The following is a 25,769-nucleotide window of genomic DNA, read 5'->3' on the forward strand; positions in this document are numbered from 1 at the left end:
ATCACGTCCCGATCAAAATGATTACCTTTAGTATAGTACAAAAAGAAAACTGCCGGGTAATAATCCGGCAGTTTTTACAGTAATTTAATCCTACATATTACGACGGTACTGTCCGCCTACTTCATATAAGGCATGTGTAATTTGACCGAGTGATGCTACTTTGACTGTTTCCATCAGCTCAGCAAACAGGTTCCCGCCTGTTACTGCTGTTTCTTTCAGTCTGCTCAGCGCTTCTTCAGCTTTGTCACCATGTGACTGCTGGAAGGTCTGAAGGTTGGTAATTTGTGTTTCTTTCTCTTCTTTTGTCGCACGTGCAAGTTCCATGCTGTCCACCTGTTCTTCTGATGGCGGGTTAGGGTTCAGGTAGGTGTTCACACCGATAATCGGAAGCTCGCCTGTATGCTTCTTCATTTCGTAGTGCATGGATTCTTCCTGAATTTTGCCGCGCTGATACTGTGTTTCCATTGCGCCGAGCACGCCGCCACGGTCATTGATGCGTTCGAATTCCTGAAGGACCATTTCTTCAACAAGGTCAGTCAGCTCTTCGACGATAAATGCACCCTGGAGCGGATTTTCATTTTTACTTAAGCCGTGCTCTTTTGTAATGATCATCTGGATCGCCATTGCGCGACGGACAGATTCTTCAGTTGGCGTTGTGATGGCTTCATCATAAGCATTGGTGTGAAGCGAGTTGCAGTTATCCTGAAGTGCCATCAGCGCCTGCAGTGTTGTACGGATATCGTTAAAGTCGATTTCCTGTGCGTGCAGGGAACGGCCTGATGTCTGGATATGATATTTCAGCTTCTGGCTTCGCTCGTTTGCACCGTATTTGTCTCTCATGACAGTTGCCCAAATTCTTCTTGCCACGCGGCCAATCACTGTATATTCAGGATCAAGTCCGTTTGAGAAGAAGAATGACAGGTTCGGTGCAAAATCGTTAATATTCATGCCGCGGCTCAGGTAGTACTCTACGTACGTAAAGCCGTTTGCAAGTGTAAATGCGAGCTGTGAAATCGGGTTCGCACCCGCTTCAGCGATATGGTAGCCTGAAATCGAGACTGAGTAATAGTTGCGCACTTTGTGATCGATAAAGTACTGCTGAATATCACCCATCATACGAAGCGCAAACTCTGTTGAGAAGATACATGTGTTTTGTCCCTGATCCTCTTTTAGAATGTCAGCCTGTACCGTTCCCCGCACGACCTGTAAAGTCTGTTCGCGTACTTCAGTGAATTCTTCCATAGACAGTGTGCGGCCAAGCTCTTCCTCACGCGCTTTAACCTGCTGGTCAACGGCTGTATTCATAAACATCGCAAGGATAATCGGTGCCGGTCCGTTGATGGTCATGGAGACTGATGTTGACGGTGCACACAGGTCAAATCCTGCGTACAGCTTTTTCATATCCTCAAGCGTACAGATGCTGACGCCACTTTCCCCGACTTTTCCGTAAATATCAGGGCGGTGGTCAGGATCCTCACCGTAAAGCGTTACAGAGTCAAATGCAGTACTCAGGCGCTTTGCATCATCATCCTTTGAAAGGTAATGGAAGCGGCGGTTCGTCCGTTCAGGCGTCCCTTCACCGGCAAACTGACGCTTCGGATCTTCACCCTTACGTTTAAATGGAAACACCCCTGCAGTATAAGGGAATGATCCAGGTACATTTTCTTTGTATACCCATTTTAAAATTTCACCGTAGTCTTCAAACTTCGGCAGTGCCACTTTTGGAATCGACAGGCCTGAGAGACTAGTTGTCTTCAGTTCTGTGACGATTTCCTTATCACGGATTTTTGTCGTAAATTGATCCTGTGCATACAGTTCTTTCAGCTGAGGCCAGTTTTCAAGAATCTTTTTAGACTCTGCTGAAAGCTGCCCCCACGCTGTTTCTTTCATTCTGTCCAGCACTTCCACTGTCGCTTCTTCACCTGCTTCTCTGGCTGCTTCAATGCTGCCTTCTAGCTGGAAGAATCGGCGTGCGAGCTTCACCTGCTCCTCAGCACCCTTATGGTAACGGCGGACGGTTTCTGAAATCTCGCGCAGATAGTAGCGGCGGTCGTTTGGAATAATGACGTTCTGCTTTTCAACTTCCGCTTTTTTAGAAAAAGCAGTTGACCAGTCAGTCTGGACTTTGTCATTTACTTTTTCAATCAGCGCTGCGAAAAGGGCATTCGTTCCCGCATCGTTAAACTGGGATGCAATTGTACCAAATACCGGCATGTCATCGAGTTCCTGATCAAACAGCATACGGCTGCGCTGATACTGCTTCTGCACCTGGCGCTTCGCATCCTCTGAGCCTTTACGCTCGTATTTATTAATCACGATCAGGTCTGCGTAGTCGATCATATCGATTTTTTCAAGCTGTGAAGGGGCACCGAACTCACTTGTCATCACGTACATTGAGATATCCGAGATCTCAGCGATTTCAGCATCTCCCTGCCCGATTCCGCTCGTTTCAACGATGACCATGTCATAGCCTGCAGCTTTGACAACAGAAATCGCATCACGGATTGCAAGTGACAGCTCACTTTTAGAGCCGCGGGTTGCAAGGCTTCTCATGAATACGCGGTCAGAGAAAATCGCATTCATACGGATTCTGTCTCCTAAAAGCGCGCCGCCTGTCTTCTGCTTCGTCGGATCAATCGAGAGAATCGCTACTTTTTTATCAGGGATTTCATTGATAAAACGACGAATCAGCTCATCTGTCAGCGAACTTTTTCCTGCGCCGCCCGTCCCTGTGATCCCAATGACCGGTGCATGTTTTTCTTCCGCTTTTACCTGGTCCATAATGTTCTGCCAGACATCGCTGTCATCTTTCATCCGGTACTCAGCAAGCGAGATAAACTTTGACACGACAGGAATCTGACCTGATGTCAGCTCGCTGATCTCATGCTTCATTTCTTTTTCAACGGTTGCATAATCACACTCTTCAAGCATGCGATTGATCATGCCCTGAAGTCCGTTTGTACGCCCGTCTTCTGGTGAAAAGATGCGTGCAATGCCATATGCGTGAAGCTCTTTGATTTCACGCGGAATGATCACACCGCCACCGCCGCCATAGATTTTAATGTGGGGAGCCCCCCGCTCATTTAACAGGTCGTGCATATATTTAAAATACTCAACGTGTCCGCCCTGGTAGGATGAAATCGCAATGCCCTGCACATCTTCCTGAATTGCCGCGTTCACGACTTCTTCAACTGAGCGGTTATGCCCTAAGTGAATGACCTCTGCACCGCTTGCCTGCAGGATTCTTCTCATAATATTGATTGATGCATCGTGCCCGTCAAACAGGCTGGATGCTGTTACAAAACGAACCGGATGTTTCGGCTTATAAATTTCAGGTTCATTAACTGCCATTATTTATTCCCCCTTGTTCACCGCTGCCTGGTATCCCCTTACACCCTTAAGCAGCAGCTCGGTCTGTCTGTCCGTATACTGATCGATATGATATTCACGCAGCGCCCATCTTCTGAACGCCCACATCTGACCCTGTACGAAAATGTTCTGTGCAAGCAGATGAATCTCGTCATGTTCCATCACAAGCTCACCTTCATCCACACATTTTTGAATCAGCGTCTCAAACATTTTTGTCATTTCAAGCTCTTTTTTCAACACGTACGGCAATGCATCTTTTGAAAGTGACTTGGCTTCCTGATACATGACAAGCACTTCATCCTGCATACTGTCGACGACTTTAAAATAGTGTGCGATCCCTCTTGATAAAGACTGAAGCGTCCCGCCATCAAGCTCCAGGTCATGCAGGCGGACGCGTACTTCGTCATAGATTCTGTCACAGACGAGGTAGAGCACGTCTTCTTTTGTGCGTATATATTCGTAAAGTGTACCGATACTGAATCCCGAAGCTTTCGCAATTTCACGTGTTGTGGTGCGGTGAAATCCTTTTTGCTTAAAAAGGGATACGGCTCCTTTAATCATCTGGTCACGGCGCATTTCAATGAGCCGCTCGTCTTTTACTGAGGATTGTATTTCCCGTTTATTCTCCAATCGCATCCGCCACCTCTCACATTGTTGATGGGCCGTTGGCTGAAGGGACGTGTGATAATCGCTTATGATTTCCGCGGGAGGGGCTCGCTTTCCGCGGACGAACGCTCGAGCCTCCTCGGGCAGAAAACCACTGCCCTGCGGGGTCTCTCACGCACGTTTTTCCGCAGGAGTCTCGCCCCTCCCGCTCCAATCAACGCTTAATCTCACTTCATATGCAGAATTTATTATGATATTAATTTTGTAAGTAAACTGGACTCGAGTAGTAAAGTTACTCCTACTATCAGAGCGTTGATTGCAGCGTAAGGCGGCGACTCCGGGACGATTAGTTGGAAGCTGAGACCCCACAGCCGAAGGCGAGGAGGCTCAGCAACAACCGTCCGGAAAGCGTCCGCCTGGAGCTGCAATCATAAGCAGCTTAAAATAGAAAACTTTCTTACTTCGTCACCATACGGCCAATTACGAGGCGCTGGATTTCCTGGGTGCCTTCGTAGATCTGGGTGATTTTTGCGTCACGCATGTAGCGTTCAACAGGATAGTCTTTTGTATAGCCGTAGCCGCCAAATACCTGTACCGCTTCTACAGTGACCTTCATCGCTGTGTCTCCCGCCATCAGCTTAGACATGGCTGATTCTTTTCCGTATGGCAGGCCTTCTGATTCAAGCCATGCAGCCTGGTAAGTGAGCAGGCGTGATGCTTCGATGCTCGTTGCCATATCTGCGATTTTGAATGATACACCCTGGTTAGCAAGAATTGATTTACCGAACTGCTCGCGTCCTTTTGCATATTCAACAGATGCATCAAGTGCGCCCTGTGCGATTCCGACTGCCTGTGCTGCGATTCCGTTACGGCCGCCGTCTAGTGTCATCATCGCAATTTTAAAGCCTTCTCCTTCTTTACCTAAAAGGTTTTCAGCCGGTACTTTTACATTGTCAAAGATCAGTTCGGTTGTAGGTGATGAACGGATGCCGAGCTTTTTCTCTTTTTTACCGATCGAGAAGCCTTCCCAGCCTTTCTCAACGATAAATGCGCTCATGCCGCGTGTTCCCGCTTCTGCATCTGTTACAGCAAAAATGATATACAGTTCTGCTGCACCGCCGTTTGTAATCCATACTTTTGAACCGTTCAGTACGTAATGATCGCCGTTTTTCACAGCTTTTGTTTTCATTGATGAAACATCTGATCCTGCACCCGGCTCAGAAAGTCCGTAAGCACCAAGCATTTCACCCTGTGCAAGCTTTGTCAGGTAATGCTTCTTCTGTTCTTCTGTACCGAACTTGAAGATCGGCCAGCTCGCCAGTGAAAGGTGCGCTGATAGCGTTACGCCAGTGGATGCACAGACGCGTGACAGTTCTTCAACTGCGATTACATATGCAAGGTAGTCACTGCCGATTCCGCCGTATTCTTCAGGCCATGGAATCCCGGTTAAGCCAAGTTCAGCCATTTTATCGAAAATTTCACGATCAAAGCGTTCTTCTTCATCACGCTCTGCAGCTGTTGGTGCAACATCCTTTTCTGCAAAGTCGCGTACCATTTTACGAATCATTTCGTGTTCTTCAGTTAACTTAAAATTCATCTTGGATTTCCCCCTATTTGGTCACGTGCTTACTGATCACGATTCTCTGAATTTCACTTGTACCTTCATAGATCTCACTGATTTTTGCGTCACGGAACAGGCGCTCTGCCGGATAATCTTCCGTATAACCGTTTCCGCCAAATACCTGAACGCATTCGATCGCGTTATTCATAGCAGTTGAGGAAGCAAACAGCTTTGCCATAGATGCTTCTTTTCCACATGGCTTGCCTTCCTGACGCAGGAACGCTGCCTGATAGACTAATAGTTTTGCAGCTTCAGCGGCTGTTGCCATATCTGCAAGCTTAAACCCGATTCCCTGCTGCTGTGCAATCGGCTTACCGAACTGCTCACGCTCTTTTGCATAAGCGACTGCATGATCAACTGCTGCTTCAGCAATGCCTAGCGATTTTGCAGCAATGCCGATTCTGCCGACATCAAGGTTGCCAAGTGCGATCTTAAAGCCTTCCCCTTCTTCACCTAAAAGGTTTTCAACAGGCACTTTCATATCTTCAAACGTCAGCTGCACTGTACGTGAGCCGTGAAGTCCCATTTTCTCTTCATCTTTTCCAACCACAAATCCTGGGAAGTTTTTCTCTACGATAAATGCACTAATTCCCCGCGTACCTTTTTCGGGATCTGTGACGGCAAATACGATATATGTGTCTGCTTCCCCGCCGTTTGTGATAAAGATTTTAGAACCGTTTAATACGTAGTGATCGTCTTTTTTCACAGCGCGCGTTTTCAGGCTCGCAGCATCCGATCCTGCACTCGGCTCTGTCAGACAGAAGGCACCGAGATGTTCTCCAGTCGCAAGCTTCGTCACGTACTTCTGCTTCTGCTCTTCATTACCGTAATATAAAATCGGGTTCGTTCCGACTGATGTATGCACGGATAAAATCACACTGATAACCGGACTGACTTTCGCAAGCTCATTGATTGCGATGATGTAGGATGTGAAATCCATCCCTGCGCCACCGTACTCTTCAGGAACCGTAATCCCCATCAGACCCAGCTCAGCCATTTTATTTAAAATGTCACGCGGAAACTCTCCCGCTTCCATTCTTTCGATAAATGGTTCGATTTCTTCACGTGCAAAGCCTCTCACCATTTTTTGCATCATGATTTGTTCTTCTGTAAATCGCAGATCCATCTTCCTGCTCCTCCTTGATGTCTATTCGTAGCTGTAGAATCCACGGCCGGTCTTTTTACCAAGCCAGCCCGCTTTTACGTATTTGCGAAGCAGTGGACACGGGCGATATTTGCTGTCGCCAAATCCTTCATGCAAAATTTCCATAATGTAAAGGCACGTATCAAGACCGATAAAGTCAGCAAGCTGAAGCGGTCCCATCGGATGATTCATACCCATTTTCATGACATCATCAATGGCTTCCTTCGTTGCCACACCTTCATAAAGCGTATAGATCGCTTCATTGATCATTGGCATCAAAATACGGTTTGAAACGAATCCCGGGAAGTCTTCTACTTCAACCGGTGCTTTGCTGAGCGACTTCGTCATCTCTTCAATCGCCTGATACACTTCATCCGTTGTTGCAAGTCCACGGATGATTTCAACGAGCTTCATGACCGGTACCGGGTTCATAAAGTGCATGCCAATGACCTGTTCAGGACGCTTTGTTGCTGCTGCAATTTCTGTGATTGGCAGTGAGGACGTGTTTGAAGCTAAAATGGCATGTGCCGGAGCTGCCTGATCGAGCGTTTCGAAAATTTTTGTTTTGATGTTCATGTTTTCTACTGCTGCTTCGATGATGAGGTCAGCATTTTTTGCATCGTTCAGATCAGTTGAACGTGTGATGCGGCCGAGTGTGGCGTTTTTATCTTCTTCTGTCATTCTTTCTTTGCTGACTGCGCGGTTCAGGTTTTTTTCGATGACGCCGAGTCCGCGTGTGAGGAATTCGTCTTTCAGGTCGTTGAGGATAACGTTGTAGCCTGACTGGGCACAAACCTGTGCGATGCCGCCGCCCATTTGTCCGGCGCCGATGACCATGACTGTTTTGATGTTCATTGGGATTCTCCTTTTTACGTAGTGTGGCTTTAGGTAACCGCAAACCTGCGCTTCAGGCGGACGCTTTCCGGACGGTTGTTGCTGAGCCTCCTCGGCTGCGCCTGCGGGGTCTCAGCTTCCAACTAATCGTCCCGGAGTCGCCGCCTTACGCTCCGGTTTGCTCAAGTGTCTATTTACAAAGTAAAATCATCCCTTCATTTTGTACTGCATATAAAGGGCATGATTTTTTTGGACCATAAGCTTAGCATCAAACCTGAATCAGTACTGCGTCTCCCTGACCTCCGCCTGAGCAGATGGCTGCGATGCCGAGTCCGCCGCCGCGGCGTTTGAGTTCGTAAGCAAGTGTCAGGATGACACGCGCGCCGCTTGCGCCGATTGGGTGGCCAAGTGCGACTGCGCCTCCGTTGACGTTTACTTTTTCAGGGTCAAGGTTGGCAATTTTATTACTAGCAAGTGCAACTGCTGAGAATGCTTCGTTGATTTCAAACAGGTCGATGTCTTCAAGTTTATGGCCTGTTTTTTCTAGCAGTGTGTTGATGACAAGACCTGGTGTTTGCGGGAAGTTTTTCGCTTCTACGGCAACTTCTGCATGTCCAAGAATCGTTGCAAGCGGCGTCTTGCCTTCTTTTTCAGCGCGCTTATCGCTCATCAGTACCATTGCGCATGCACCGTCGTTGATGCCAGGTGCGTTACCCGCTGTAATTGTGCCGTCTTTTCCGAATGCCGGACGAAGACCTGCAAGTGTTTCAGGCGTTGTGCCTCTTCTGACTGATTCATCATTTTCAACAGTGATTGGATCACCTTTACGCTGGGGCACCTGAAGTGGCACAATTTCTTCAGCAAAGATGCCATTGTCGATTGCGTTACCTGCAAGCTTGTGGCTTCTTGCTGCCCATGCATCCTGATCTTCACGCGTCAGGCTGAATTCTTCAGCTGTTGAGTTTCCGTAAGTACCCATGTGGACGTTGTTAAATGTACACGTCAGTCCATCGTGAACCATCATGTCTTTGACCGTCTGATCTCCCATGCGGAAGCCTGATCTTGCTTTATCCATAAAGTAAGGTGCATTTGTCATTGACTCCATACCGCCTGCAACGATCAGCGACTCATCTCCAAGTCTGATCAGCTGGTCTCCAAGCGTGACTGAACGCATACCTGACGCACATACTTTGTTAATTGTTTCTGTTTTCACTTCCCATGGAATGCCTGCTTTTTGTGCTGCCTGGCGTGATGGGATTTGTCCCTGACCACCCTGCAGAACTGTTCCGAGGATGACTTCATCTATTGTTTCCGGTGCAACGTCTGCACGTTTAAGTGCTTCTTTGATTGCTGCTGCTCCGAGGTCTGAGGCTGTGAATGATGCGAGTGATCCGCCCATTTTTCCGAAAGGTGTTCTTGCTCCGTCAATAATTACTGTTTTTGGCATTGTGATTCTCCCCTTTGTTTAACTTTGATAGCCGCTGATCTCCGCTGCGGGCGGGCGCTTTCCGCGGCCGCGCGGTGAGCCTCCTCAACGCTGCGCGTCTCCGGGGTCTCACCTGTCGCTTCTATGCCGCAGGAGTCGCCCGCCCTCCGCTACGATCAGCTGTGGCTGCATTTTGTAACACAGCCGGTCTAAAAGTAAATTTTGAATCCGCTTACAAAAATGCATCCTTGACTTGAACATTTTGACTGTTTTACGGCTGGGCGGACGCATGTTGACTGAACGCTCGCTCAGTAATTCCCCTTTAAAAAAGCCGATTTAACGGCATTTAAATGATTCTACCCCTTCTATTGTAAGCGATTTCAATTATTGATACAAGTGACTTTCTAGAATGTTGATCAATAATATAGCCCATTTTTTATACTATTTAACCGGAAGATCAATATAATATGAGGAGTTGAAAAGTGATCTCCTGTCATTTCATTTCTTTGATTCATTTACAGTGCTTTGAAATGTCCTTACTGACTATTTTCACGGATCATTCGCCTGTTATTAGGAGAGGTGCCGGATGGGGCTTATCATTTGGACTTTGGTCGTATTACTTTTTCTACTTTATTTTTTTGTATATGAATTAATTAAAGAAAGGAAGATCTTAAGACCTGAATTCACAGGTGAAGCCAGGTGGGAAATATTTAAACGTCAGTCACGCCAAAAGAATTTCAGACGGGGACTATATCTTATTTTTATTGTTGGTGCAGCAATATGGTTAATCTTTTATGGATTTACAGCTGAAGATTGGAATTTATTGCTTCTGGCTGCAGCTTCAGTTGTTTTTATTGATATTTCAATTTTTTCAACACCTAGAATTAAAAAGATATGGAATACTGAATTTGATTTGGATGAAATCGAAGCATATAGGTCGGACGCTGACGATACAGTGACCAGATTAACTGCAAAGGCTTCTCATTTTGCTTTAGTTCATGAGAATATACCGGCAAATTCCAAACATATTGATAGCGACACAGATATTCTGGACTTTGTTCACGATGTACTCCAGAGTTACTTATCAAGATTTGGATTACTTGCTCACATTTATGAATTTTATGAAGCAGCTGACAGAAAGACTGAGGAGTTTGATTATCAAATTTATGAAGAAGATTTGATAGGGGTTTTAGAAGATATTGCTTCTACTTTCAGTTTGAGCTTTGAAGACCAGGATTTTTTAAGCGATGCTTATGATGAATTCATTAACAAATTTCAGGCAACCAATTTACCTATTCAGGCTGAGCCATCAATGAATAAAATGATCAGTAACCTGCTCCTTAACGAAAATTATACTTTAACGTTATTTTCCAGCAATCGATCATATATGCTCACACCGACCTTTCTGAATAGAAGACTATATTTAACCTTAATCGTCTGCCAGTATGGTGAGATCGATACGCTCGATGGCTCTCTGGTTCCCCAGCTTGTTCAAACAACTTTACAGCATTATGAATGGGGCGCTCAAACAGGTGTTAATTAGAAGTTAAGCAGGTGCAATGAATGTATAGGAGGTGGTACGCAGTGTCTGGACTAACTAATGATCCCGGCAATACTGATTCTGCGAAAGAAAAAACTTTTAAAACGATTCGAGTAAAAATTAAGTCAGCCAGCGACCAAAGCTGTATCAGTCAGTTTGATTTGAATGCAAAATCAAACGTGACGAGAGTAGGGAAATATTCTGTCCCGCACCATGAAAAAGAAAGAAAAAGACGCGGCAGTCATATCATATCGATGCTTAGATAAGGCTACTCGATGCGATCAACAAAAAACGACCTGGCCGTCATAAGAAGCAGCCAGGTCGTTTGGTTTTATTAGTTTATGTTGTTCTTTTAGAAGCTCTTAGGCAATATCCGCTTGTTGAGGCTTCCCAATCACACTCAGCTCAAGCAGTTCAGCAACATCCATTGTACCCACTTCTTCTTCAACTTCCTTCGCCTTTGTACCGTCTGACAGCATTGTCAGGCAGTATGGGCAGCCGGAGCTGATCATGGATGGTTCTACGACGAGTGCCTGTTCTGTACGGGCAACGTTGACGCGGTGGCCTTTGTCTTCTTCCATCCACATCAGTCCTCCGCCGGCACCACAGCACATGCCTTTTTCGCGATTACGTTCCATTTCCACGAGTTGAACGCCTGGAATTGACTTCAGAATTTCACGCGGTGGATCGTAGACTTCGTTGTATCGGCCGAGGTAGCATGAGTCGTGGAAGGTGATCTTCTCGTTAACTGCATGTACAGGTTTCAGCCTGCCTCGTTCAACCAGTTCCGCAAGTACTTCTGTGTGGTGGTAGACTTCAGCTTTCAGACCGAATTCAGGGTATTCGTTTTTAAAGACATTATATGCGTGAGGATCGATCGTTACGATCTTCTTCACGTCATTTTTTTCAAACTCAGCGATGTTGGCATTCGCAAGCTCCTGGAATAAGAATTCATTTCCAAGGCGGCGCGGTGTATCACCTGAGTTTTTCTCTTTGTTACCGAGAATTGCGAATTTCACGCCTGCTTCATTCAGCATTTTAGCAAATGAAAGCGCGATTTTCTGGCTTCGGTTGTCAAATGAACCCATTGAACCAACCCAGAAAAGGTATTCGAATTCTTCGTCTGCTTTTTTCATTTCTTTGACTGTAGGAACCACTACATCTTCACGTGCTTCTCTCCAGTTTTCTTTTTCTTTACGGTTCAGACCCCAAGGATTACCCTGACGCTCAATGTTTTGCATTGCGCGCTGTGCATCCGGCTCCATTTTACCTTCAGTCAGTACAAGGTAACGGCGCAGGTCGATGATTTTATCAACGTGTTCGTTCATAACAGGACACTGGTCCTCACAGTTACGGCACGTTGTACAAGCCCAGATTTCCTCTTCAGTGATGACGTCACCGATCAGGCTTGGGTGGTACATATCGATTGCTGCTTCAGTGCCGCCGTTTGCTGCAGCTGCTGCGATCTGGTTGCCTTTTGTCTGAGCAAAAGCAGGTGCCGGTACCCATGGAGACTGTGACGTGACTGCTGCTCCTGTAAATGTCAGGTGGTCACGGATTTTCGTAATCAGATCCATCGGCGACAGCATTTTACCAGTACCGGTTGCAGGACACATATTCGTACAGCGTCCACATTCAACACATGCGTAAAGGTCAATCATCTGAAGCTGCGTGAAGTCTTCCACTTTTCCAACACCGAACGTTTCCTGTGACTCATCTTCAAAATTAATGCTGCGAAGCTTACCAGGATTATCAAGACGGTTGAAATACACGTTGATTGGTCCAGCGATCAGGTGCGCGTGTTTTGACTGCGGCACGTATACTAAGAAACCTAACAGGAATAATAAGTGTACCCACCAAGCAAAATAGAAAATGACTGCGTTCGCTGTAGTTCCCATCCAGCCTGTAGCAAGTGCGATGACTGATGCGACAGGCTCTGTCCAGGTCGTTTCGTGACCAAAGAAGACAATTCCCGCACCGTTTCCGAGTAATACAGAAACCATTAGTCCGCCGATAAAAATCAGTACAAGTCCTGATTTAAAACCCCTTTTCAGACGGACAAGCTTTTCCATGTAGCGGCGGTAGAATGCCCATACCACTGCGACAAGGATCATTAATGTAACGAGTTCCTGGAAGAATGTAAATCCAGGGTAGAAAATACCAAGCGGCAGGTGCGCCCCTGGCACAAGACCTTTATAAATGAAGTCGATCGCGCCTGCCTGAACCAGCAGGAAGCCATAGAAGAACATCACGTGAATGATCCCGCTCTTCTTATCCTTCAATAATTTTTTCTGGCCAAATACTTGAACCATGATCTTCTTCATGCGTTCTTTCACGTTGTTATCAAACTCTTCTTTTTTGCCGAGTTTGATAAAGTCATAGCGTGATTTAACCAGATAGCCAAATAAATAGATTGCGTAAGCGGTTACAAGAATGAACGCAATCCAGTTAACAATCAGCAAAATATCCCCAATGCTCATGTTCGCTGCACTCCTCCCAAAGTTGTCTGACTCTTTCTTATACTCATTATATAATGAATGAGCATTCAGTCAATGGATTTTCAGAACTTTTCTCTTTCATTTTACAGGTTCTGCTGTTATTTGGACATACTATTTTCGAGAAAGGAGTCGGATGATGAAAATATTTGTCTGGATCGCACTGCTAGTTATCTGGCTCAGACTGGACTGGCTGGCCGGATTAAAAAAGAATAAAAAACCACTTGCTTCTCCCTACAAAAACAGAAATGCTGAAGCAACTTTTTTTGACGACGGCGTGGAGTGGATGAAGCAGCTCGAGGATGACTGTTTAAATGCAGTCTGCACGATTGATATCATGTTTTTCATTTTACAGCCCGATGATGCGGGAAAACGCCTGATGAAACTGCTTGTGAAAAAAGCGCGAGAAGGTGTACGCGTGCGTCTGATGCTGGATGCGATTGGCAGCCGTTCATTTAAAAAGTCACTGAAGCATATTCCGCATGAAGGCGTGATCATTCAATTCAGTCGTCCGTTTACGTTTAGAGGAAGCTGGTTTTCAATGCAGAAACGCAATCATAAAAAACTTTCAATTATAGATAAAAAAATTGCGCATGTGGGCGGGTTTAATATTGGACTTGAATATTTACACCTCGACCCAGTGCTGACGCCATGGCGGGATTACCATTTGCGTTTGACCGGTGAGTTCACTCAGGATTGCCAGACTGAATTTGAGCGTGACTGGCGTGAGGAATCCATTGAGCCTGAAAAGAGTGGGAGTGGACAATATCAGCTTGTATCATCTGAAGCGGTTGATCAGGAGGCATTCATTTGCAGCCTGCTTAAAAAAGCGTCGGCTTCGATTTTTATCGGTTCACCTTATTTTATTCCGACTCAGAAGGTCGAGTCCTGTTTGTTTGATGCAATTGAACATGGCGTTAAACTAACTGTTTTAGTTCCCGGGACGCCTGACCACCCTCTTGTGCAGCCTGCCTCCTACCGCTACCTTCGCCGGCTGATTGAAAAAGGAGCGGATGTTTATCAATTTCAAAACGGCTTTTATCATGCAAAAGCGATTTTGATTGATGACAGGTTGTGTGATATTGGCACAATGAATTTTGACCGGCGGAGTCTGTTAATCAATGAGGAATTAAATGTGATTACAGAAGACGCTGAAGTGATCCGTGCACTGACGGAGAGTCTTGAGAGGGACATGAAAAATTCCATTAAGCTGAAGCAGGGTGATTTGAAACTGCAGCCTTTAAAAGAGTCGGCGGCTTGGTGTGTGGGGCATTTGCTATAGAGAAAAAGGCAAAGAGTGTTGTGACTCTCTGCCTTTTTACCATAGTGGCTCATCGTTATTTGATAGTCTGACACCAGCCGGCATGATCATAATTGCGATGATCGCTACAAGCGCTGCAAATATTGCCGTACCTGTAAGTGAAAAATCCAGTATTATTACGCTGAATATCACAATAAAACTAATGAGTCCAGAAAGTGTAGCGGAGCGTTTTCTTGTGTTTTTAGTCACATATTGCTTTTCGCCGCAATGCGGACATTCCATTGCGCCATTAAACCACATAATCCGTTTAAATGCTTTCGAATATGACCATTTCTGATGACAGTTCTGACAAACCGGCATGAGGTGTTCCTCCTTTATGATCCTTATAGTAGTAATACGGATGAGCGTGGGAAAAGTTCCCTCGTTTGGTGTGATTGTGACAAGCGGCACGAGGATTGCCACAAGTTCCCTGGTGTATCGCGACAACCTGAGCACGGATTGCAACAACTACCCCGGCGTATCGCGACAGATCCAGCCACAATTGCTACAACTCCACGAAAAAAGCCTGCTGCATCACTCCACTGCAGACCTCCCCACAATCCAGCACGTTGCCGGACCAGCTGATTTATTCACATCCACGCCAAAGTTGGGCATAGACACCTCAATACCAAGCTGCTCACACATCCGCGACCACTCCTCCGTAATCCCTTTAGAGCCAACCGGCCAAATAACTGAAACAGATGGATCATCAATATAGGAGCGTGCGAGACTCAAAGGCGCTACTTCAATAGCTTTTTCAACCACTTCCATACCGACCAGCGGCTTTCCAATAAGCGTCCATTCAACTGGACCGCCCACTTTTGAAAAATTCCGCACCCTTTCACCAATAACCGTTACTGCCACAGCGGACTGCTGCAGCGTCATATTTGATTCTGTGCTGCCAGTCACAGCAGCATCCACACCAATTTCAGCCAGCCCCTGCTCCACACCTGCCCGAAGCTTACTCCATTCAGCATCACCGCAGAAATTATGAACCACAACTGAAACCGGCACTGCCCCTGCTGAAACGCAGTCCATCACTGCTGTGCGGAAAGCATAATAGGCGACCACCTCATAAGGAACATTGACTTCATCAAGCGGCTTTTCACCGATCGCTCCGCTGTTATCTGAAGTCATGACAAGCACCCTGTCACCTATCTGCCACTCCATCGCATTGCGCCCAAAAGCTGATTTATTCATCTTTTGATTTTTTATTTGTATGGAACACCTTTGCGCTTCGGATATATTCCACGTCTGAAATGTTCTGGCGTGCATTTACGACACGTGCACAGGCAAACAAATAATCTGATAGACGGTTTAAATACTGCTGCGGTGTGCCCGGCAGCTCTGCATCAAGCTTGGCAAGTGACACTGTCTGGCGTTCTGCGCGGCGTGTAACGGTTCTTGCGATATGAAGCGTCGCTGCTGCCGGTGAACCGCCTGGCAGGATAAAGCGTTCAAGCTCCGGTGCTTCCTCCATCAATTCGTCAATTCTCTTTTCAAGCTGCTCTACTGCTTTTGGATCAAGCTTCCACTCACGGCGGCTTGATACGTTTGCAAGGTCACCGCCCGCATCAAACAGCTCGTGCTGGATCGCTTCAAGGTCTGCTAAAATATCAGCGAACTTTTCAGCATCAAGCTCAGTGACTGCCTTTCCTACAAAACTGTTTGCTTCATCGATTGTGCCATATGCTTCAACGCGGACGTCATCTTTAAAAACGCGTCCCCCGATTAGACTTGTTTGTCCTTTATCCCCTGTTTTCGTGTAAATTTTCATCTTAATTCCTCCTTTGTTTTCAGCTCTTCTGCAAGTCCATACCAGACTCTTGTCACACGTTCTGCTTTGAATGCGGAATATTGATGACACCAGCCAAGCACGTCTCTTGTAAATCGCTGTTCTTTTTCCAGTGGAACAATTCCTTTAGACTGATCGGTTCCAATGATGACCACGCGTCTGTCAGGATGCCCGTCTTCCCATTTTGTTAAACGGTCCACTTCATGCTGCCATATACGGACGGTTTCATCACTGTCGCGTCCAAACTGCTTTAAAATCCAGTGTTCGAGTTCTGTAAATAAAATGATATTCACATCGCTGTCAATCTTTTCTCCTGGCTCACTTACTTCCTGAAAAGAAGCCTGATCAAGCTGCGATTCTACCCATTTTCGTTTGCCGTTGTAGGCACCGCCGATAACAAAGTGCACCGGTCTCCCCTCCCGAACGACTCTCCGTCTTTCCAGACTAGCGTCAGCCCTTCACCGTGAAGGGGCTTCCAGTCCCAGAAGTCCTTTTCTTCAGGTGCAAGCTCTGTCAGCAGCTTTCTGATCGGACCTCCGTGCGCAACGATGGCGATATCCCTTACCTCATCATGCACACACCACTCGCGGATTGTTTTCCACGCTTCCATGACGCGCGCTGAGAAGTCTTTGAACGACTCACCGTTTTCAGGCTGCATCAGTTCAGGGTTACTCAGCCATTCTGCAAAGTCTTCACGCTTTTGCAGCTCGTCTGCTTTACGGCCTTCCCATTCACCAAAGTTAATTTCACGCAGTCCGCGATGCTGAATTTTTGGCTGATCCGGAAACAGGATTTCGGCTGATTCCACACACCTTTTCAGATCACTGATCACAACGCGCTCTGCGTCCGGGCGATGTTCTTTTGTTTCATGCAGACGGTCGATTCCATCCTGTGAGATCGATACGTCTGACCAGCCGATATAGACCTTATCCTGATTTTCCTTCGTTACCCCATGACGATAGAGAGATAACACCACACGAGTATCAGACTCCATAATTCTCCTCCTTCAACTGAAGCACCAAGCGAATCACCGGAGATTCCACTAAATGCTTTTTTAAAAAAGATCACGCTGAGCATGGTAAAAATGATCGCCCCTGTTAAAAGGATAACGAGCAGCGGCCACCGCTCCGGCGAAAGTAACAACGGGATGATTGCGACCAGACTGACGATCCCCGCTTTTAAAAGAACGTGTTCAGTCAGGTAACCTTTTAAGTAGTGCGCCATGCCATCCTGCCTTGCAAGCGGCGCTTTTACAAGTAGTACAGCGATCATTAGCCGGGACAGCACCGGGATCCAGATAAGCCAGACCCAGTCTGTTACCCCATGCATAGCAAGGTCCAGCAGCAGAATAAATTTTGATACCAGCAGGACGATGAGTGACAGTACACCAAATGCCCCGACTCTCGGATCCTTTAAAATCATATGTCGCTTTTCAATATCTTTATATGAAAAGTACGCATCACTGACATCCGTCCAGCCGTCCAGATGCAGACCGCCTGTCAAAATGATAAATGTCAGCCAGATCAGAAATGCGGTAATCAATGGACTGACAGAAAAAACTTCTGCAGCAAAGATGATCCCGATCGATATACTCCCAATGACTGCACCAACCATCGGCAAAAGCCCGATCATCCATCTGACTGACCGATGATTCATCTCAATTTCACGACGGATCGGCAGGACAGTGAAAAACTGAATGGCAAGTAAAAATCCCTTTATCATGATGATACCTCATTTATTGCAAGCTTATCATATTGCCGGGTGTTCATCGCAGCATCTCACCTTTCCGAATCAGCGCAAGACCCGCTTCCATTTCAACAGCACAGTTACTTTCTTTTACAAGCATCTGATGAATCTCACCGATCAGCCGCTGGTACACAGATGTAAAACCTTCTATAAATACAGGCTCGCAAAGCACTTCATTTGAAACAATGTAGAGGTCAGCCTGCACTCTGACTGACTCGATAAAATAGGAAAGATCATGCAGGATCTGTGCTTTTTTTGACTCTCTCATCAGCTCATTTGTCAGCCAGGTCGTCACGCAGTCCCAGACGACAATGGCACGTTCCGGTATGTTTTTAATTGCTTCCGGCAGGTCAACAGGCTGCTCAATTGTCAGCCACTGTTCATTCTCTCGATCCCTCTGGTGCCTTTCAATCCGCTCCTGCATTTCTTGGTCAAAGGAAACACCTGAAGCGAGATACACGAGATTGCTCCCGGTTTCATCTTGCCTTTTCAGCGCTTCACGTTCCGCCCATCCGGTTTTCCCGCTTCTGACACCGCCAATCACGACTGTTACTGTGCCCATAACGTGATCGCCTCAACCAGCTTTTGGTTTTGCTCAGGCAATTTCATCCCGACTCTCAGCCAGTCACCGTTAAGCCCGCGGTAATTATAAGTGTGTCGGAGAACCAGTCCTTTTCTCAGCAAAAACTGCCACAATGCTTCTGTCTGCTGCGGGTCCGGTGGCTGGATACACACATAATTCGCTGCTGAGTTAGATATTTTAAAGCCCAGATCATGCAAAGCGACTGTGAAACGGGATCTTTCTTTTCTGATAAACGAACGAACTTCATCTGTGTAATGCTGATCCTGCAATACAGTCTCTCCCGCTAAAAGCGCAATCTGGTTCACATTCCAGTGAGGCAGCCACTGGCCGATTTCTTTTATAGTCTCCTCATCACCGAGCAGATAGCCGAGACGCAGACCAGCAATACTGTACATTTTCGTCATTGATCTAAAAATGATGAGTGAAGGGCTGCCAATGTAATCTGCAAGTGAATATTGTTCTCCTGCCATATCAATAAAGGCTTCATCCAGTAAAAGTGTACTGCCTGTTTTCTCTGCTGTTTCAAGCCAGGCTAAAAGCGTTCCCCGCTCAAGTCTGATACCTGTAGGATTATTTGGGTTGCAAATAAAGAGTGCACGTTCAGCCTTTGATAAAAATGTATGAATTTCCTCGTCATCCGGCTGAAAGCCCATAGTTTCTTTTGTATAAATAGGATGAGTCAGTGCGCCGTTCGCCTGGATGACTCTCTCGTATTCACTGAATGCAGGATGAATGACACCAACTGTCTTCCCCTGAAATTTTCTGAGGGCAGTCATCATAAGTTCTGAAGCCCCATTTCCCAGAAGCACCTGGGATTCGCTGACCTGGTGCTTTTTAGCAATCAGTATTTTCAGGTTCCTTCCTTCAGGGTCAGGATAAGAAGATATTGCATTGTACCAGTGATCCCACCGCTCTTTTAAAAGTGTTGGCGGACCGGTCGGAATACTATTTTCACTAAAATCAATCACATCTTCAGGTACTGTGAGATTTAACGTTTCATATAGATAATGCGGATTAGCGCCATGGGAAGGTAAGGTCATAGAGCATGCCTCCGATCCAGCAGCATGCAAGAAACAGCCAGGCTGTCCGGTGCATGATGGTAATAGTTTGTTCAATATGGTGTACGGTTAGCGGATCATCAGACAGACCGATGACCGGCCTGTTTGAGATCACACCCTGATATGTATTGGTTCCGCCGAGTTTAATATGTAAGAGCAGTGCGACAGCTGCTTCACCCCAGCCGCTATTTGGACTTGGGTGCTTTTTTGACTGCGCCGGCAGTACTTTTAAAAGCGCTGACCTCTTCCCGTTTGCAGGCTTTACTGTCAGCAGCATGAGAAGCGCGGTGATTCTTGCCGGAATCCAGTTCGCAAAGTCATCAAGCTTTGCGCTTGCCCAGCCGTACTCTGCGTAGCGTTCGTTTTTGTAGCCGACAATTGAGTCACCCGTGTTGATCGCTTTGTATCCCCACATGCCCGGTGCGCCAAATAAAAGTGCAAAGAACATTGGTGCAGTGACTCCGTCGCTTGTATTCTCAGCGACAGTTTCAATTGTTCCGCGTGCAATGGCGGATTCATCGAGTTTTTCTGTGTCCCGCCCGACTATCCAGGAAAGCTTTGTTCTGGCTTCTTTCATCTCTCCTTTTTGAAGCGGCGCTGAGACTTCTTTTGCTGCGTCAGCCAGACTTTTAGAGGCGAGTGCTGATGTAATAAGGATCGTTTCAAGCATAAAGCCTGCGCTCCAGTGGATCTGATAGCTCCCGTAAACGACTAAAGCTGTCATCAATATCGTCATTGCAACGACAGAAAATACGCCAAAGATCCCTTTCAGCTTCCGTGATCTTCCTTTATTTAACCTGTGCTCAAGCCATATAATGAAAGACCCGATCCACCTGACAGGGTGCGGCCAGGCGGGCGGATCTCCAATAAACCGATCAAGGCAGAGCGCAATGGTAATTGCGGCTGCGTGTGTGATCATGATATTCCCTTTCTTTCACGGTAAATATTAATGGCTTCTGTTGTACATTCCACAATCCCTTTTCCAATCAGCTTACCGAGCGGTGTAATGGATCCCGCATATTGAACGAATGATCCATGCTGCGTTGCTGCCACCATGGCACTGTCAGTTGACGTGCCGGTTGCAAGTGTACCTGTGAGCGGATCTTTGACATCGGCGTTTTGCAGCGCTTTAACTTTCGCTTCAGTTGCCGTCATCATCGCTTGAATAAACGCTTCATCAGACAGTTTTCCGTTGATGAAGATCCAGCTGTTGATGGTACCGATTGTCGCCTGATGATTCCGTTCATGTGAAAGTGAGACGTCAACCGCATTTCCAACTCCGGCTGTCACAGCAATCACGACTGACAATCCGTTCTCTTCGTATTCACGGATCACAACATCCTCAACCAGCACAGCGGTCATCATCCCAACTGTGTCAGCTGCGTTCCATCCATTTTTGTCAGCATACATTTTCATATCCTCACAGCTGTCGTCACATTCATAATCCATCGTTACATGCCGGTTCACGAAATGATGATACCACCCAAGCCCCGCTCCGATCACTGCGGATGATAATGTCTTAAGCGACTGAGGCGCTTTGACATGAATATGGTCAGCCGTAATGGTGAAATGATCTTTTGTGATCTCTGACCGCATGCTCTGCCCATGGTTTGGCAGCAGGGTAACCTGCGGCTTCGGGAGCTCAGGGTGTGACTGTGTATGCACACGTGCCTGATACACATGCTCAACCGTTTTTTTGTTCAGCACATGTCCCGGTTCAGCCAGCTGCACGGTTTTACCGTTGTGTAAAAGCAGCAGGCGGTCGCAGTATAATGAGGCAATATTTAGATCATGAAAAATCGATATCACCGTCAGTTCATGCGTTTCTGTCCATTCCTTCAGGAGATCAAGCAGCTGTTTCTGGTAAGACAAGTCCAGATGGTTTGTCGGCTCATCGAGTAAAAGCAGCTTCGGTTCCTGTGCAAGTGCCTGCGCTAAAAATACACGCTGACGTTCCCCGCCTGAAAGATCCTGAATCGATTTCCCTTCAAATTCAAGGACGCCGGTCTGATTCATTGCTTCTTTGACCGCTTTTTCATCATGCGCAGTCCATGGTGCAAACATGCCTTTCTGGTGAGGATAGCGGCCCATTGACACCGTTTCACGAACCGTATAGTCAAATGCATGACTGTGCAGCTGCGGAAGTACGGCGATTTCACGGGCGAGCTGCTTCGCTGAATAATCTTTGAGTGGCTGGCCTTTAAAAGAAACATCCCCTAGACGGCACGGCAGCAGTCCGCTGATCATTTTCATGAGCGTCGTTTTTCCGCTGCCATTAGGTCCGAGAATGCCTAAAATCTCCTGCTTCCGAAGTTCAAATGAAACATTTTTCACGACGTCCTTTTCGCCATATCCACCGCTTATTTGTGAAGCCTTCAGCATCGCTATCCTCTCCTTTCCTTACGTTTTTGAATGAGTATCAGTCCAAATACCGGTGCTCCGATTAAAGCTGTGATCACACCGATTGGGAGTTCAGTCGGTGCAACAATTGTTCTTGCGACAAGGTCACATAAGATGAGCAGGCTGGCTCCATTTAGAATAGAAAGCGGCAGCACATGACGGTGATCTGAACCTGTAAGCATTCTGACCATATGCGGCACCACAAGCCCGACAAAGCCGATCGTTCCTGACACGGCTACTGCTGCGCCGGTCAGTAGTGAACCTGAAGCTAACACCACAAACTTTCTCTGCTGAACGTTTACCCCTAAATGCTGGGCCCGCTCCTCACCAAATGCCATAGCATTCAGCTCCCGTGCGTTCCACATTAACAGGATTGCACCAATGATAAAGAACGGCGCAATCAGGCGGATATACTCCCAGCCTCTCATCGACACACTGCCAAGCAGCCAGTTGATGATCTGTCTGAGCTCTTCACCGGTTAATGCAATCATCAGGGATAGAATCGAGCCGAGAAATGAACTGAAAATAATTCCTGTCAGAATAATCGTTTCCATTTTCATTGATTTCTCGACCATTCTGGCAAAGCCAAGCACAATGATCAATGTGAGCAGCGCTGCTAAAATACTGATCACAGGCAATGTGAAGCTGCCAAGACCCGGAATCGTCAGTCCGAGGAAAATGGTCGCAACAGCACCGACTGACGCGCCGGATGAAACCCCAAGTGTATAGGGGTCAGCGAGCGGATTTTTCAGGAGTCCCTGAAAAGAAGCCCCTGCAATCGCAAGAGATGCGCCAACAAGGGCAGCAAGTACAACCCGTGGAAATCTGATATCAAGCACGATTGAGCTGAACATTGGATCCAGCGCTTCCCGGTTACTGAACGCCCCTGCAAAAATGCTGAGCATGTCCATGACAGGCACTCTTACAGAGCCGACTGTCACTCCGAGTGTGAATGCAGTCAATAAAAGCAGGAGGGAAACAGCGTATCCCGACCAGACCTTATTCCGCGAAAACATCAGGATAGATCGCTTCTGCAAGCGCCTGCGTTCCTTCTACAAGTCTCGGGCCTGAACGTGTAACCGGGTCTGAAGGAACTAAATAGACATCTTCATTTGTTACTGCCGTTACCTCGCTGAAGCCTTCATAACCCATCCATTGCTCCACTGCATCCTCTACGAAATCTCCAAATGTCAGTAATGCAACCTCCGGATTGCGCGTAACGACTTCCTCTTCTGTTAACGGTACAAAGCCTTCCTGATCTGCCATCACATTTTCAGCATTGATCAGATCAAGCATTTCCTGAATAAACGTGTTGTTTGCTGCTACATACATTTCAGGCGGTCCAGCCACATCCACTAACACTGACTTCTGGTCCTCTTCTGAAATCGCTGAAGCCTTTTCGGCAATCTCATCAAAGCCTGCCTGCATATCTGCAATAATCTGCTCTGCTTCTTCAGTTGTTCCTGTTACCTGACCAATCATGTCGATCGTGTCGTACACTTCATCAAACGTCATTGCATTTTCAATCACAACAACCGGAATGCCTGCATCTTCAATCTGCTGAAGACCATCTGCACCACCCGGATTCGATGCATGCGCAAGCACAACATCAGGCTGAAGGGAGATAATCTTTTCTACGTTAAACTCCATGCCCCCGATTTTTTCAACTTCCATTGCTTCTTCAGGGTAGTTGTCAAAGTCAGATACACCAACAATTTCTTCATCAAGTCCAAGTGCGTATGCAATTTCTGTATTACTAGGCAGCATGGATACGATCGCATCAGGCTGCTCTTCGATTGTGATCTCATCACCATTTGCATCTGTTACTGTGACAGGGAATGATGATTCAGATTCAGCAGGCTCTTCAGCTGACTCCTCCTGCTGATCTTCTGCTGGCGTTTCCTCTGTTGTTTCTTCTGCGCTGTCCGAGCAGGCTGCAAGTACGCCTGCTGCGAGTAAAACTGGTAACCATTTTTTCATTTTGTGTTCCTCCGTCTTTTTATGTAAGTTTTTTTGAGTAAAAGTTTGGCGCCTGATCTCCGCTCCAGACGGACGCTTTCCACTGCATCAGCGCTGTAAACTTCAGTTTGTATGGACTAATCACATTCATGTATCACTTAACGTGATTTACTGACAATCCCCCTTTTTATTTTTGACAATAAAAAAACATCTCACGCGGGAGATGCAGGGTTGCAGGGTATAGCCGTATGTAAAAAACGGAGAGACTGCAACACCCGCCCATATCCTCGTAGGCGTGTCTGGTGCTTGGAATCAAGGCAGGTCTCCTGACTTATGACGTCTGAGTGTTTGTCTCCTTCCCATAGCTTAAGCTACAGTGGCTGTGGCAGACACATGTCATTTACAGTGGCGGGACCGCGCTGGAATTGCACCAGCTTCCCTTTTAACTGATCATTGATGATCAGCACCTCTATCCGTTCATATTGAAATGTTTTTTCAATGCTATTATAGCACTTAGTTTTGGTAAGTGTACAAGGGATTTTTCATCAGCGGGGTTGTGGTTCAGGAGAAAACCAGTGACGTTCAGGAGATTTTGTCGGTGGTTCCGAAAATCATGCCAAATGACCTGTCACCCAAGCCCACTTAAAAGCCGCCCGGCGCAGGCCGGACGGCAGACAAATCAGCTTTTGATTTCTAATGGTCTTAAGCTCGCTTCGATTTGCGCACGTTTTGGCTCAAGGAATGGTGGCAGTGCAAGTTCCTCCCCAAGGTGCTCCATATCTTCATCTGTTGCAAAGCCCGGCTCATCTGTTGCCAGCTCAAACAGAATGCCGTTTGACTCGCGGAAGTAAATTGAGCGGAAATAATAACGGTCCACTTCTCCTGATGTCATCAGACCAAAGCTTCGAATGCGTTCATCCCACTTTTCATAGTCTTCAAAAGTTGGAATCCGGAATGCTACGTGGTGCACACTTCCCCGCCCAGGACGTTCTGGCGGAAGATCAGGCCGCTCCTCGATATGCACTTCAGCACCAGTGCCGCCTTCTGCAACCGACATAACCTGGATTGCAGGCAGTTCAGCACCGGCACGGTTCGGATACTCGCTCACCTTTTCAAACCCAAGCACCTGCTCAAGCACTGCGATCGTTTTTTCTGCGCGGCGCACAGTCAGTGTGACAGGTCCAAGTCCAACAATTGCATGCTCTTCCGGAACATCAGCACCGGTCCATGGCACACCGGGTGCTACCCCTTCTTCACCATTATCTGCAACAAGCATGAGGCGTGATCCTTCTTCATCCTCAAAATAAAGTGTGTCGCGGCCTGCACGCTTTTCAATATCATCATGACGGACATTTAACTCTTCAAAACGCTTTTTCCAGTAGTGAAGAGATTCAGTCGTCGGCACACGGAATGCCGTATTTGAAATACTTGAAACGCCCGGGTAAGTGCGCCCGGCCATCGGGATATCAAAGTAAGTCATATCTGTTCCCGGACTGCCTACTGCATCCGCATAAAACAAATGATAAGAAGACGTGCTATCCTGATTCACAGTTTTTTTAACAAGTCGCATGCCTAATGTTTGTGTAAAAAATTTATGATTTTTCTCAGCAGCCGATGTGATAGCTGATACGTGATGAATACCTGTTACTTTCATGATGTACACTCCTTTTATCTCGAAACTGAGATATTTTCTATCTTTATTGTATGCCCGATTGTAAAAGAATGCAAGAAAAATATCTCGAATTCGAGATATTTTTTAGTTTGATGTATTTTCTCTGGAGATGTAGCATTCCCTGCGCAGGTTGTTGTGATACACCCGGGTGCTTGTCGTCATTCAACTCCAGGTTGCTGAAATGGACACGCTAAGTTGTACCAATTCCCCATTCCCATCCC

23 protein-coding genes and 1 riboswitch are annotated in these 25,769 nt (G+C 46.7%); of the genes, 3 read left to right on the forward strand and 20 right to left on the reverse strand.

The window, feature by feature from the left end; all coding sequences use genetic code 11:
* Positions 1-90: 90 nt before the first annotated feature.
* The 6 genes from icmF to LG330_RS15585 form a co-directional block, all read right to left on the reverse strand.
* Positions 91-3,351: a fused isobutyryl-CoA mutase/GTPase IcmF gene (icmF, locus tag LG330_RS15560; protein WP_404405417.1), complete on the reverse strand. Its 3,261-nt coding sequence runs from the start codon at positions 3,349-3,351 to the stop codon at positions 91-93.
* 3 nt (positions 3,352-3,354) lie between these two features.
* Positions 3,355-3,945: a TetR/AcrR family transcriptional regulator gene (locus LG330_RS15565; protein ID WP_404409635.1), complete on the reverse strand. Its 591-nt coding sequence runs from the start codon at positions 3,943-3,945 to the stop codon at positions 3,355-3,357.
* 487 nt (positions 3,946-4,432) lie between these two features.
* Positions 4,433-5,572, reverse strand: coding sequence for an acyl-CoA dehydrogenase (locus LG330_RS15570; RefSeq protein WP_404405419.1), 1,140 nt, complete (start codon positions 5,570-5,572; stop codon positions 4,433-4,435).
* A 13-nt stretch (positions 5,573-5,585) separates the two neighbouring features.
* Entirely contained in the window at positions 5,586-6,722 is a 1,137-nt protein-coding gene (locus LG330_RS15575) for an acyl-CoA dehydrogenase (RefSeq protein ID WP_404405421.1), read from the reverse strand.
* A 21-nt stretch (positions 6,723-6,743) separates the two neighbouring features.
* The gene (locus LG330_RS15580; protein ID WP_404405423.1) at positions 6,744-7,595 is read right to left on the reverse strand and encodes a 3-hydroxybutyryl-CoA dehydrogenase; all 852 of its coding nucleotides are present in this window, start codon (positions 7,593-7,595) and stop codon (positions 6,744-6,746) included.
* 247 nt (positions 7,596-7,842) lie between these two features.
* Positions 7,843-9,021, reverse strand: a complete 1,179-nt coding sequence (locus LG330_RS15585) for an acetyl-CoA C-acetyltransferase (RefSeq protein ID WP_404405425.1) — start codon at positions 9,019-9,021, stop codon at positions 7,843-7,845.
* Positions 9,022-9,586: 565 nt separating this feature from the next.
* On the opposite strand from LG330_RS15585, the gene LG330_RS15590 reads away from it, so the two are divergent.
* Positions 9,587-10,543: a type II toxin-antitoxin system SpoIISA family toxin gene (locus tag LG330_RS15590; protein ID WP_404405427.1), complete on the forward strand. Its 957-nt coding sequence runs from the start codon at positions 9,587-9,589 to the stop codon at positions 10,541-10,543.
* 41 nt (positions 10,544-10,584) lie between these two features.
* On the forward strand, positions 10,585-10,806 hold the full coding sequence (locus LG330_RS15595) for a hypothetical protein (protein ID WP_404405429.1): 222 nt from the start codon (positions 10,585-10,587) through the stop codon (positions 10,804-10,806).
* A gap of 96 nt (positions 10,807-10,902) precedes the next feature.
* On the opposite strand, the gene LG330_RS15600 is transcribed toward LG330_RS15595, so the two are convergent.
* Entirely contained in the window at positions 10,903-13,020 is a 2,118-nt protein-coding gene (locus tag LG330_RS15600; protein WP_404405431.1) for a heterodisulfide reductase-related iron-sulfur binding cluster, read from the reverse strand.
* A gap of 154 nt (positions 13,021-13,174) precedes the next feature.
* On the opposite strand from LG330_RS15600, the gene LG330_RS15605 reads away from it, so the two are divergent.
* On the forward strand, positions 13,175-14,317 hold the full coding sequence (locus LG330_RS15605; RefSeq protein WP_404405433.1) for a phosphatidylserine/phosphatidylglycerophosphate/cardiolipin synthase family protein: 1,143 nt from the start codon (positions 13,175-13,177) through the stop codon (positions 14,315-14,317).
* A 36-nt stretch (positions 14,318-14,353) separates the two neighbouring features.
* Here the strand turns inward: LG330_RS15605 and LG330_RS15610 are convergent, their stop codons facing one another.
* The 13 genes from LG330_RS15610 to LG330_RS15670 all read right to left on the reverse strand — a co-directional run bounded on the left by LG330_RS15610 (position 14,354) and on the right by LG330_RS15670 (position 25,530).
* Positions 14,354-14,656 (reverse strand): TIGR04104 family putative zinc finger protein, encoded by a 303-nt coding sequence (locus tag LG330_RS15610; protein ID WP_404405435.1) that lies wholly within the window; start codon positions 14,654-14,656, stop codon positions 14,354-14,356.
* Between the two features lie 213 nt (positions 14,657-14,869).
* Positions 14,870-15,505: an AIR synthase related protein gene (locus LG330_RS15615; protein ID WP_404405437.1), complete on the reverse strand. Its 636-nt coding sequence runs from the start codon at positions 15,503-15,505 to the stop codon at positions 14,870-14,872.
* A 22-nt stretch (positions 15,506-15,527) separates the two neighbouring features.
* On the reverse strand, positions 15,528-16,112 hold the full coding sequence (locus LG330_RS15620; protein ID WP_039811653.1) for a cob(I)yrinic acid a,c-diamide adenosyltransferase: 585 nt from the start codon (positions 16,110-16,112) through the stop codon (positions 15,528-15,530).
* Positions 16,109-16,537 (reverse strand): bifunctional adenosylcobinamide kinase/adenosylcobinamide-phosphate guanylyltransferase, encoded by a 429-nt coding sequence (locus LG330_RS15625; protein ID WP_404405439.1) that lies wholly within the window; start codon positions 16,535-16,537, stop codon positions 16,109-16,111. Before LG330_RS15625 ends, LG330_RS15620 begins: the two co-directional genes overlap by 4 nt.
* Complete coding sequence (locus LG330_RS15630) at positions 16,489-17,124, reverse strand: histidine phosphatase family protein (protein ID WP_404405441.1); 636 nt, start codon at positions 17,122-17,124, stop codon at positions 16,489-16,491. The genes LG330_RS15625 and LG330_RS15630 overlap by 49 nt, the downstream gene beginning before the upstream one ends.
* The gene (gene cobS, locus LG330_RS15635) at positions 17,076-17,852 is read right to left on the reverse strand and encodes an adenosylcobinamide-GDP ribazoletransferase (RefSeq protein ID WP_404405443.1); all 777 of its coding nucleotides are present in this window, start codon (positions 17,850-17,852) and stop codon (positions 17,076-17,078) included. Before cobS ends, LG330_RS15630 begins: the two co-directional genes overlap by 49 nt.
* A gap of 43 nt (positions 17,853-17,895) precedes the next feature.
* A complete protein-coding gene (locus tag LG330_RS15640) occupies positions 17,896-18,438 on the reverse strand; it encodes a bifunctional adenosylcobinamide kinase/adenosylcobinamide-phosphate guanylyltransferase (protein ID WP_404405445.1) in 543 nt (180 codons plus the stop codon).
* A complete protein-coding gene (locus tag LG330_RS15645) occupies positions 18,426-19,499 on the reverse strand; it encodes a pyridoxal phosphate-dependent aminotransferase (RefSeq protein ID WP_404405448.1) in 1,074 nt (357 codons plus the stop codon). Before LG330_RS15645 ends, LG330_RS15640 begins: the two co-directional genes overlap by 13 nt.
* Positions 19,474-20,436, reverse strand: coding sequence for an adenosylcobinamide-phosphate synthase CbiB (gene cbiB / locus LG330_RS15650; RefSeq protein ID WP_404405450.1), 963 nt, complete (start codon positions 20,434-20,436; stop codon positions 19,474-19,476). The genes LG330_RS15645 and cbiB overlap by 26 nt, the downstream gene beginning before the upstream one ends.
* A complete protein-coding gene (locus tag LG330_RS15655; RefSeq protein ID WP_404405452.1) occupies positions 20,433-21,899 on the reverse strand; it encodes an adenosylcobinamide amidohydrolase in 1,467 nt (488 codons plus the stop codon). The genes cbiB and LG330_RS15655 overlap by 4 nt, the downstream gene beginning before the upstream one ends.
* Positions 21,900-21,901: 2 nt before the next feature.
* Positions 21,902-22,954, reverse strand: a complete 1,053-nt coding sequence (locus LG330_RS15660; RefSeq protein ID WP_404405454.1) for a FecCD family ABC transporter permease — start codon at positions 22,952-22,954, stop codon at positions 21,902-21,904.
* Positions 22,917-23,897: an ABC transporter substrate-binding protein gene (locus LG330_RS15665; protein WP_404405456.1), complete on the reverse strand. Its 981-nt coding sequence runs from the start codon at positions 23,895-23,897 to the stop codon at positions 22,917-22,919. The genes LG330_RS15660 and LG330_RS15665 overlap by 38 nt, the downstream gene beginning before the upstream one ends.
* Positions 23,898-24,174: 277 nt before the next feature.
* Positions 24,175-24,362, reverse strand: a riboswitch (cobalamin riboswitch).
* 193 nt (positions 24,363-24,555) lie between these two features.
* Positions 24,556-25,530 (reverse strand): ring-cleaving dioxygenase, encoded by a 975-nt coding sequence (locus tag LG330_RS15670; protein ID WP_404405458.1) that lies wholly within the window; start codon positions 25,528-25,530, stop codon positions 24,556-24,558.
* Positions 25,531-25,769: the final 239 nt, after the last annotated feature.

The organism is Jeotgalibacillus malaysiensis (genome assembly GCF_044789845.1).
GTDB lineage: Bacteria > Bacillota > Bacilli > Bacillales > Jeotgalibacillaceae > Jeotgalibacillus > Jeotgalibacillus malaysiensis_A.

Excerpts from the sequence above, each read along its gene's own strand:
- LG330_RS15670 (WP_404405458.1), bottom strand. The coding sequence starts at position 25,530 with ATGAAAGTAACAGGTATTCATCACGTATCAGCTATCACATCGGCTGCT.
- LG330_RS15655 (WP_404405452.1), bottom strand. The coding sequence starts at position 21,899 with ATGCTGAAGGCTTCACAAATAAGCGGTGGATATGGCGAAAAGGACGTC.
- LG330_RS15585 (WP_404405425.1), bottom strand. The coding sequence starts at position 9,021 with ATGCCAAAAACAGTAATTATTGACGGAGCAAGAACACCTTTCGGAAAA.
- LG330_RS15610 (WP_404405435.1), bottom strand. The coding sequence starts at position 14,656 with ATGCCGGTTTGTCAGAACTGTCATCAGAAATGGTCATATTCGAAAGCA.
- LG330_RS15565 (WP_404409635.1), bottom strand. The coding sequence starts at position 3,945 with ATGCGCCGTGACCAGATGATTAAAGGAGCCGTATCCCTTTTTAAGCAA.
- LG330_RS15620 (WP_039811653.1), bottom strand. The coding sequence starts at position 16,112 with ATGAAAATTTACACGAAAACAGGGGATAAAGGACAAACAAGTCTAATC.
- LG330_RS15640 (WP_404405445.1), bottom strand. The coding sequence starts at position 18,438 with ATGGGCACAGTAACAGTCGTGATTGGCGGTGTCAGAAGCGGGAAAACC.
- LG330_RS15605 (WP_404405433.1), top strand. The coding sequence starts at position 13,175 with ATGAAAATATTTGTCTGGATCGCACTGCTAGTTATCTGGCTCAGACTG.
- LG330_RS15570 (WP_404405419.1), bottom strand. The coding sequence starts at position 5,572 with ATGAATTTTAAGTTAACTGAAGAACACGAAATGATTCGTAAAATGGTA.
- icmF (WP_404405417.1), bottom strand. The coding sequence starts at position 3,351 with ATGGCAGTTAATGAACCTGAAATTTATAAGCCGAAACATCCGGTTCGT.
- LG330_RS15665 (WP_404405456.1), bottom strand. The coding sequence starts at position 23,897 with ATGAAAAAATGGTTACCAGTTTTACTCGCAGCAGGCGTACTTGCAGCC.
- LG330_RS15615 (WP_404405437.1), bottom strand. The coding sequence starts at position 15,505 with ATGGAGTGGCAGATAGGTGACAGGGTGCTTGTCATGACTTCAGATAAC.
- LG330_RS15575 (WP_404405421.1), bottom strand. The coding sequence starts at position 6,722 with ATGGATCTGCGATTTACAGAAGAACAAATCATGATGCAAAAAATGGTG.
- LG330_RS15580 (WP_404405423.1), bottom strand. The coding sequence starts at position 7,595 with ATGAACATCAAAACAGTCATGGTCATCGGCGCCGGACAAATGGGCGGC.
- cbiB (WP_404405450.1), bottom strand. The coding sequence starts at position 20,436 with ATGATCACACACGCAGCCGCAATTACCATTGCGCTCTGCCTTGATCGG.
- LG330_RS15645 (WP_404405448.1), bottom strand. The coding sequence starts at position 19,499 with ATGACCTTACCTTCCCATGGCGCTAATCCGCATTATCTATATGAAACG.
- cobS (WP_404405443.1), bottom strand. The coding sequence starts at position 17,852 with ATGATAAAGGGATTTTTACTTGCCATTCAGTTTTTCACTGTCCTGCCG.
- LG330_RS15590 (WP_404405427.1), top strand. The coding sequence starts at position 9,587 with ATGGGGCTTATCATTTGGACTTTGGTCGTATTACTTTTTCTACTTTAT.
- LG330_RS15600 (WP_404405431.1), bottom strand. The coding sequence starts at position 13,020 with ATGAGCATTGGGGATATTTTGCTGATTGTTAACTGGATTGCGTTCATT.
- LG330_RS15630 (WP_404405441.1), bottom strand. The coding sequence starts at position 17,124 with ATGGAGTCTGATACTCGTGTGGTGTTATCTCTCTATCGTCATGGGGTA.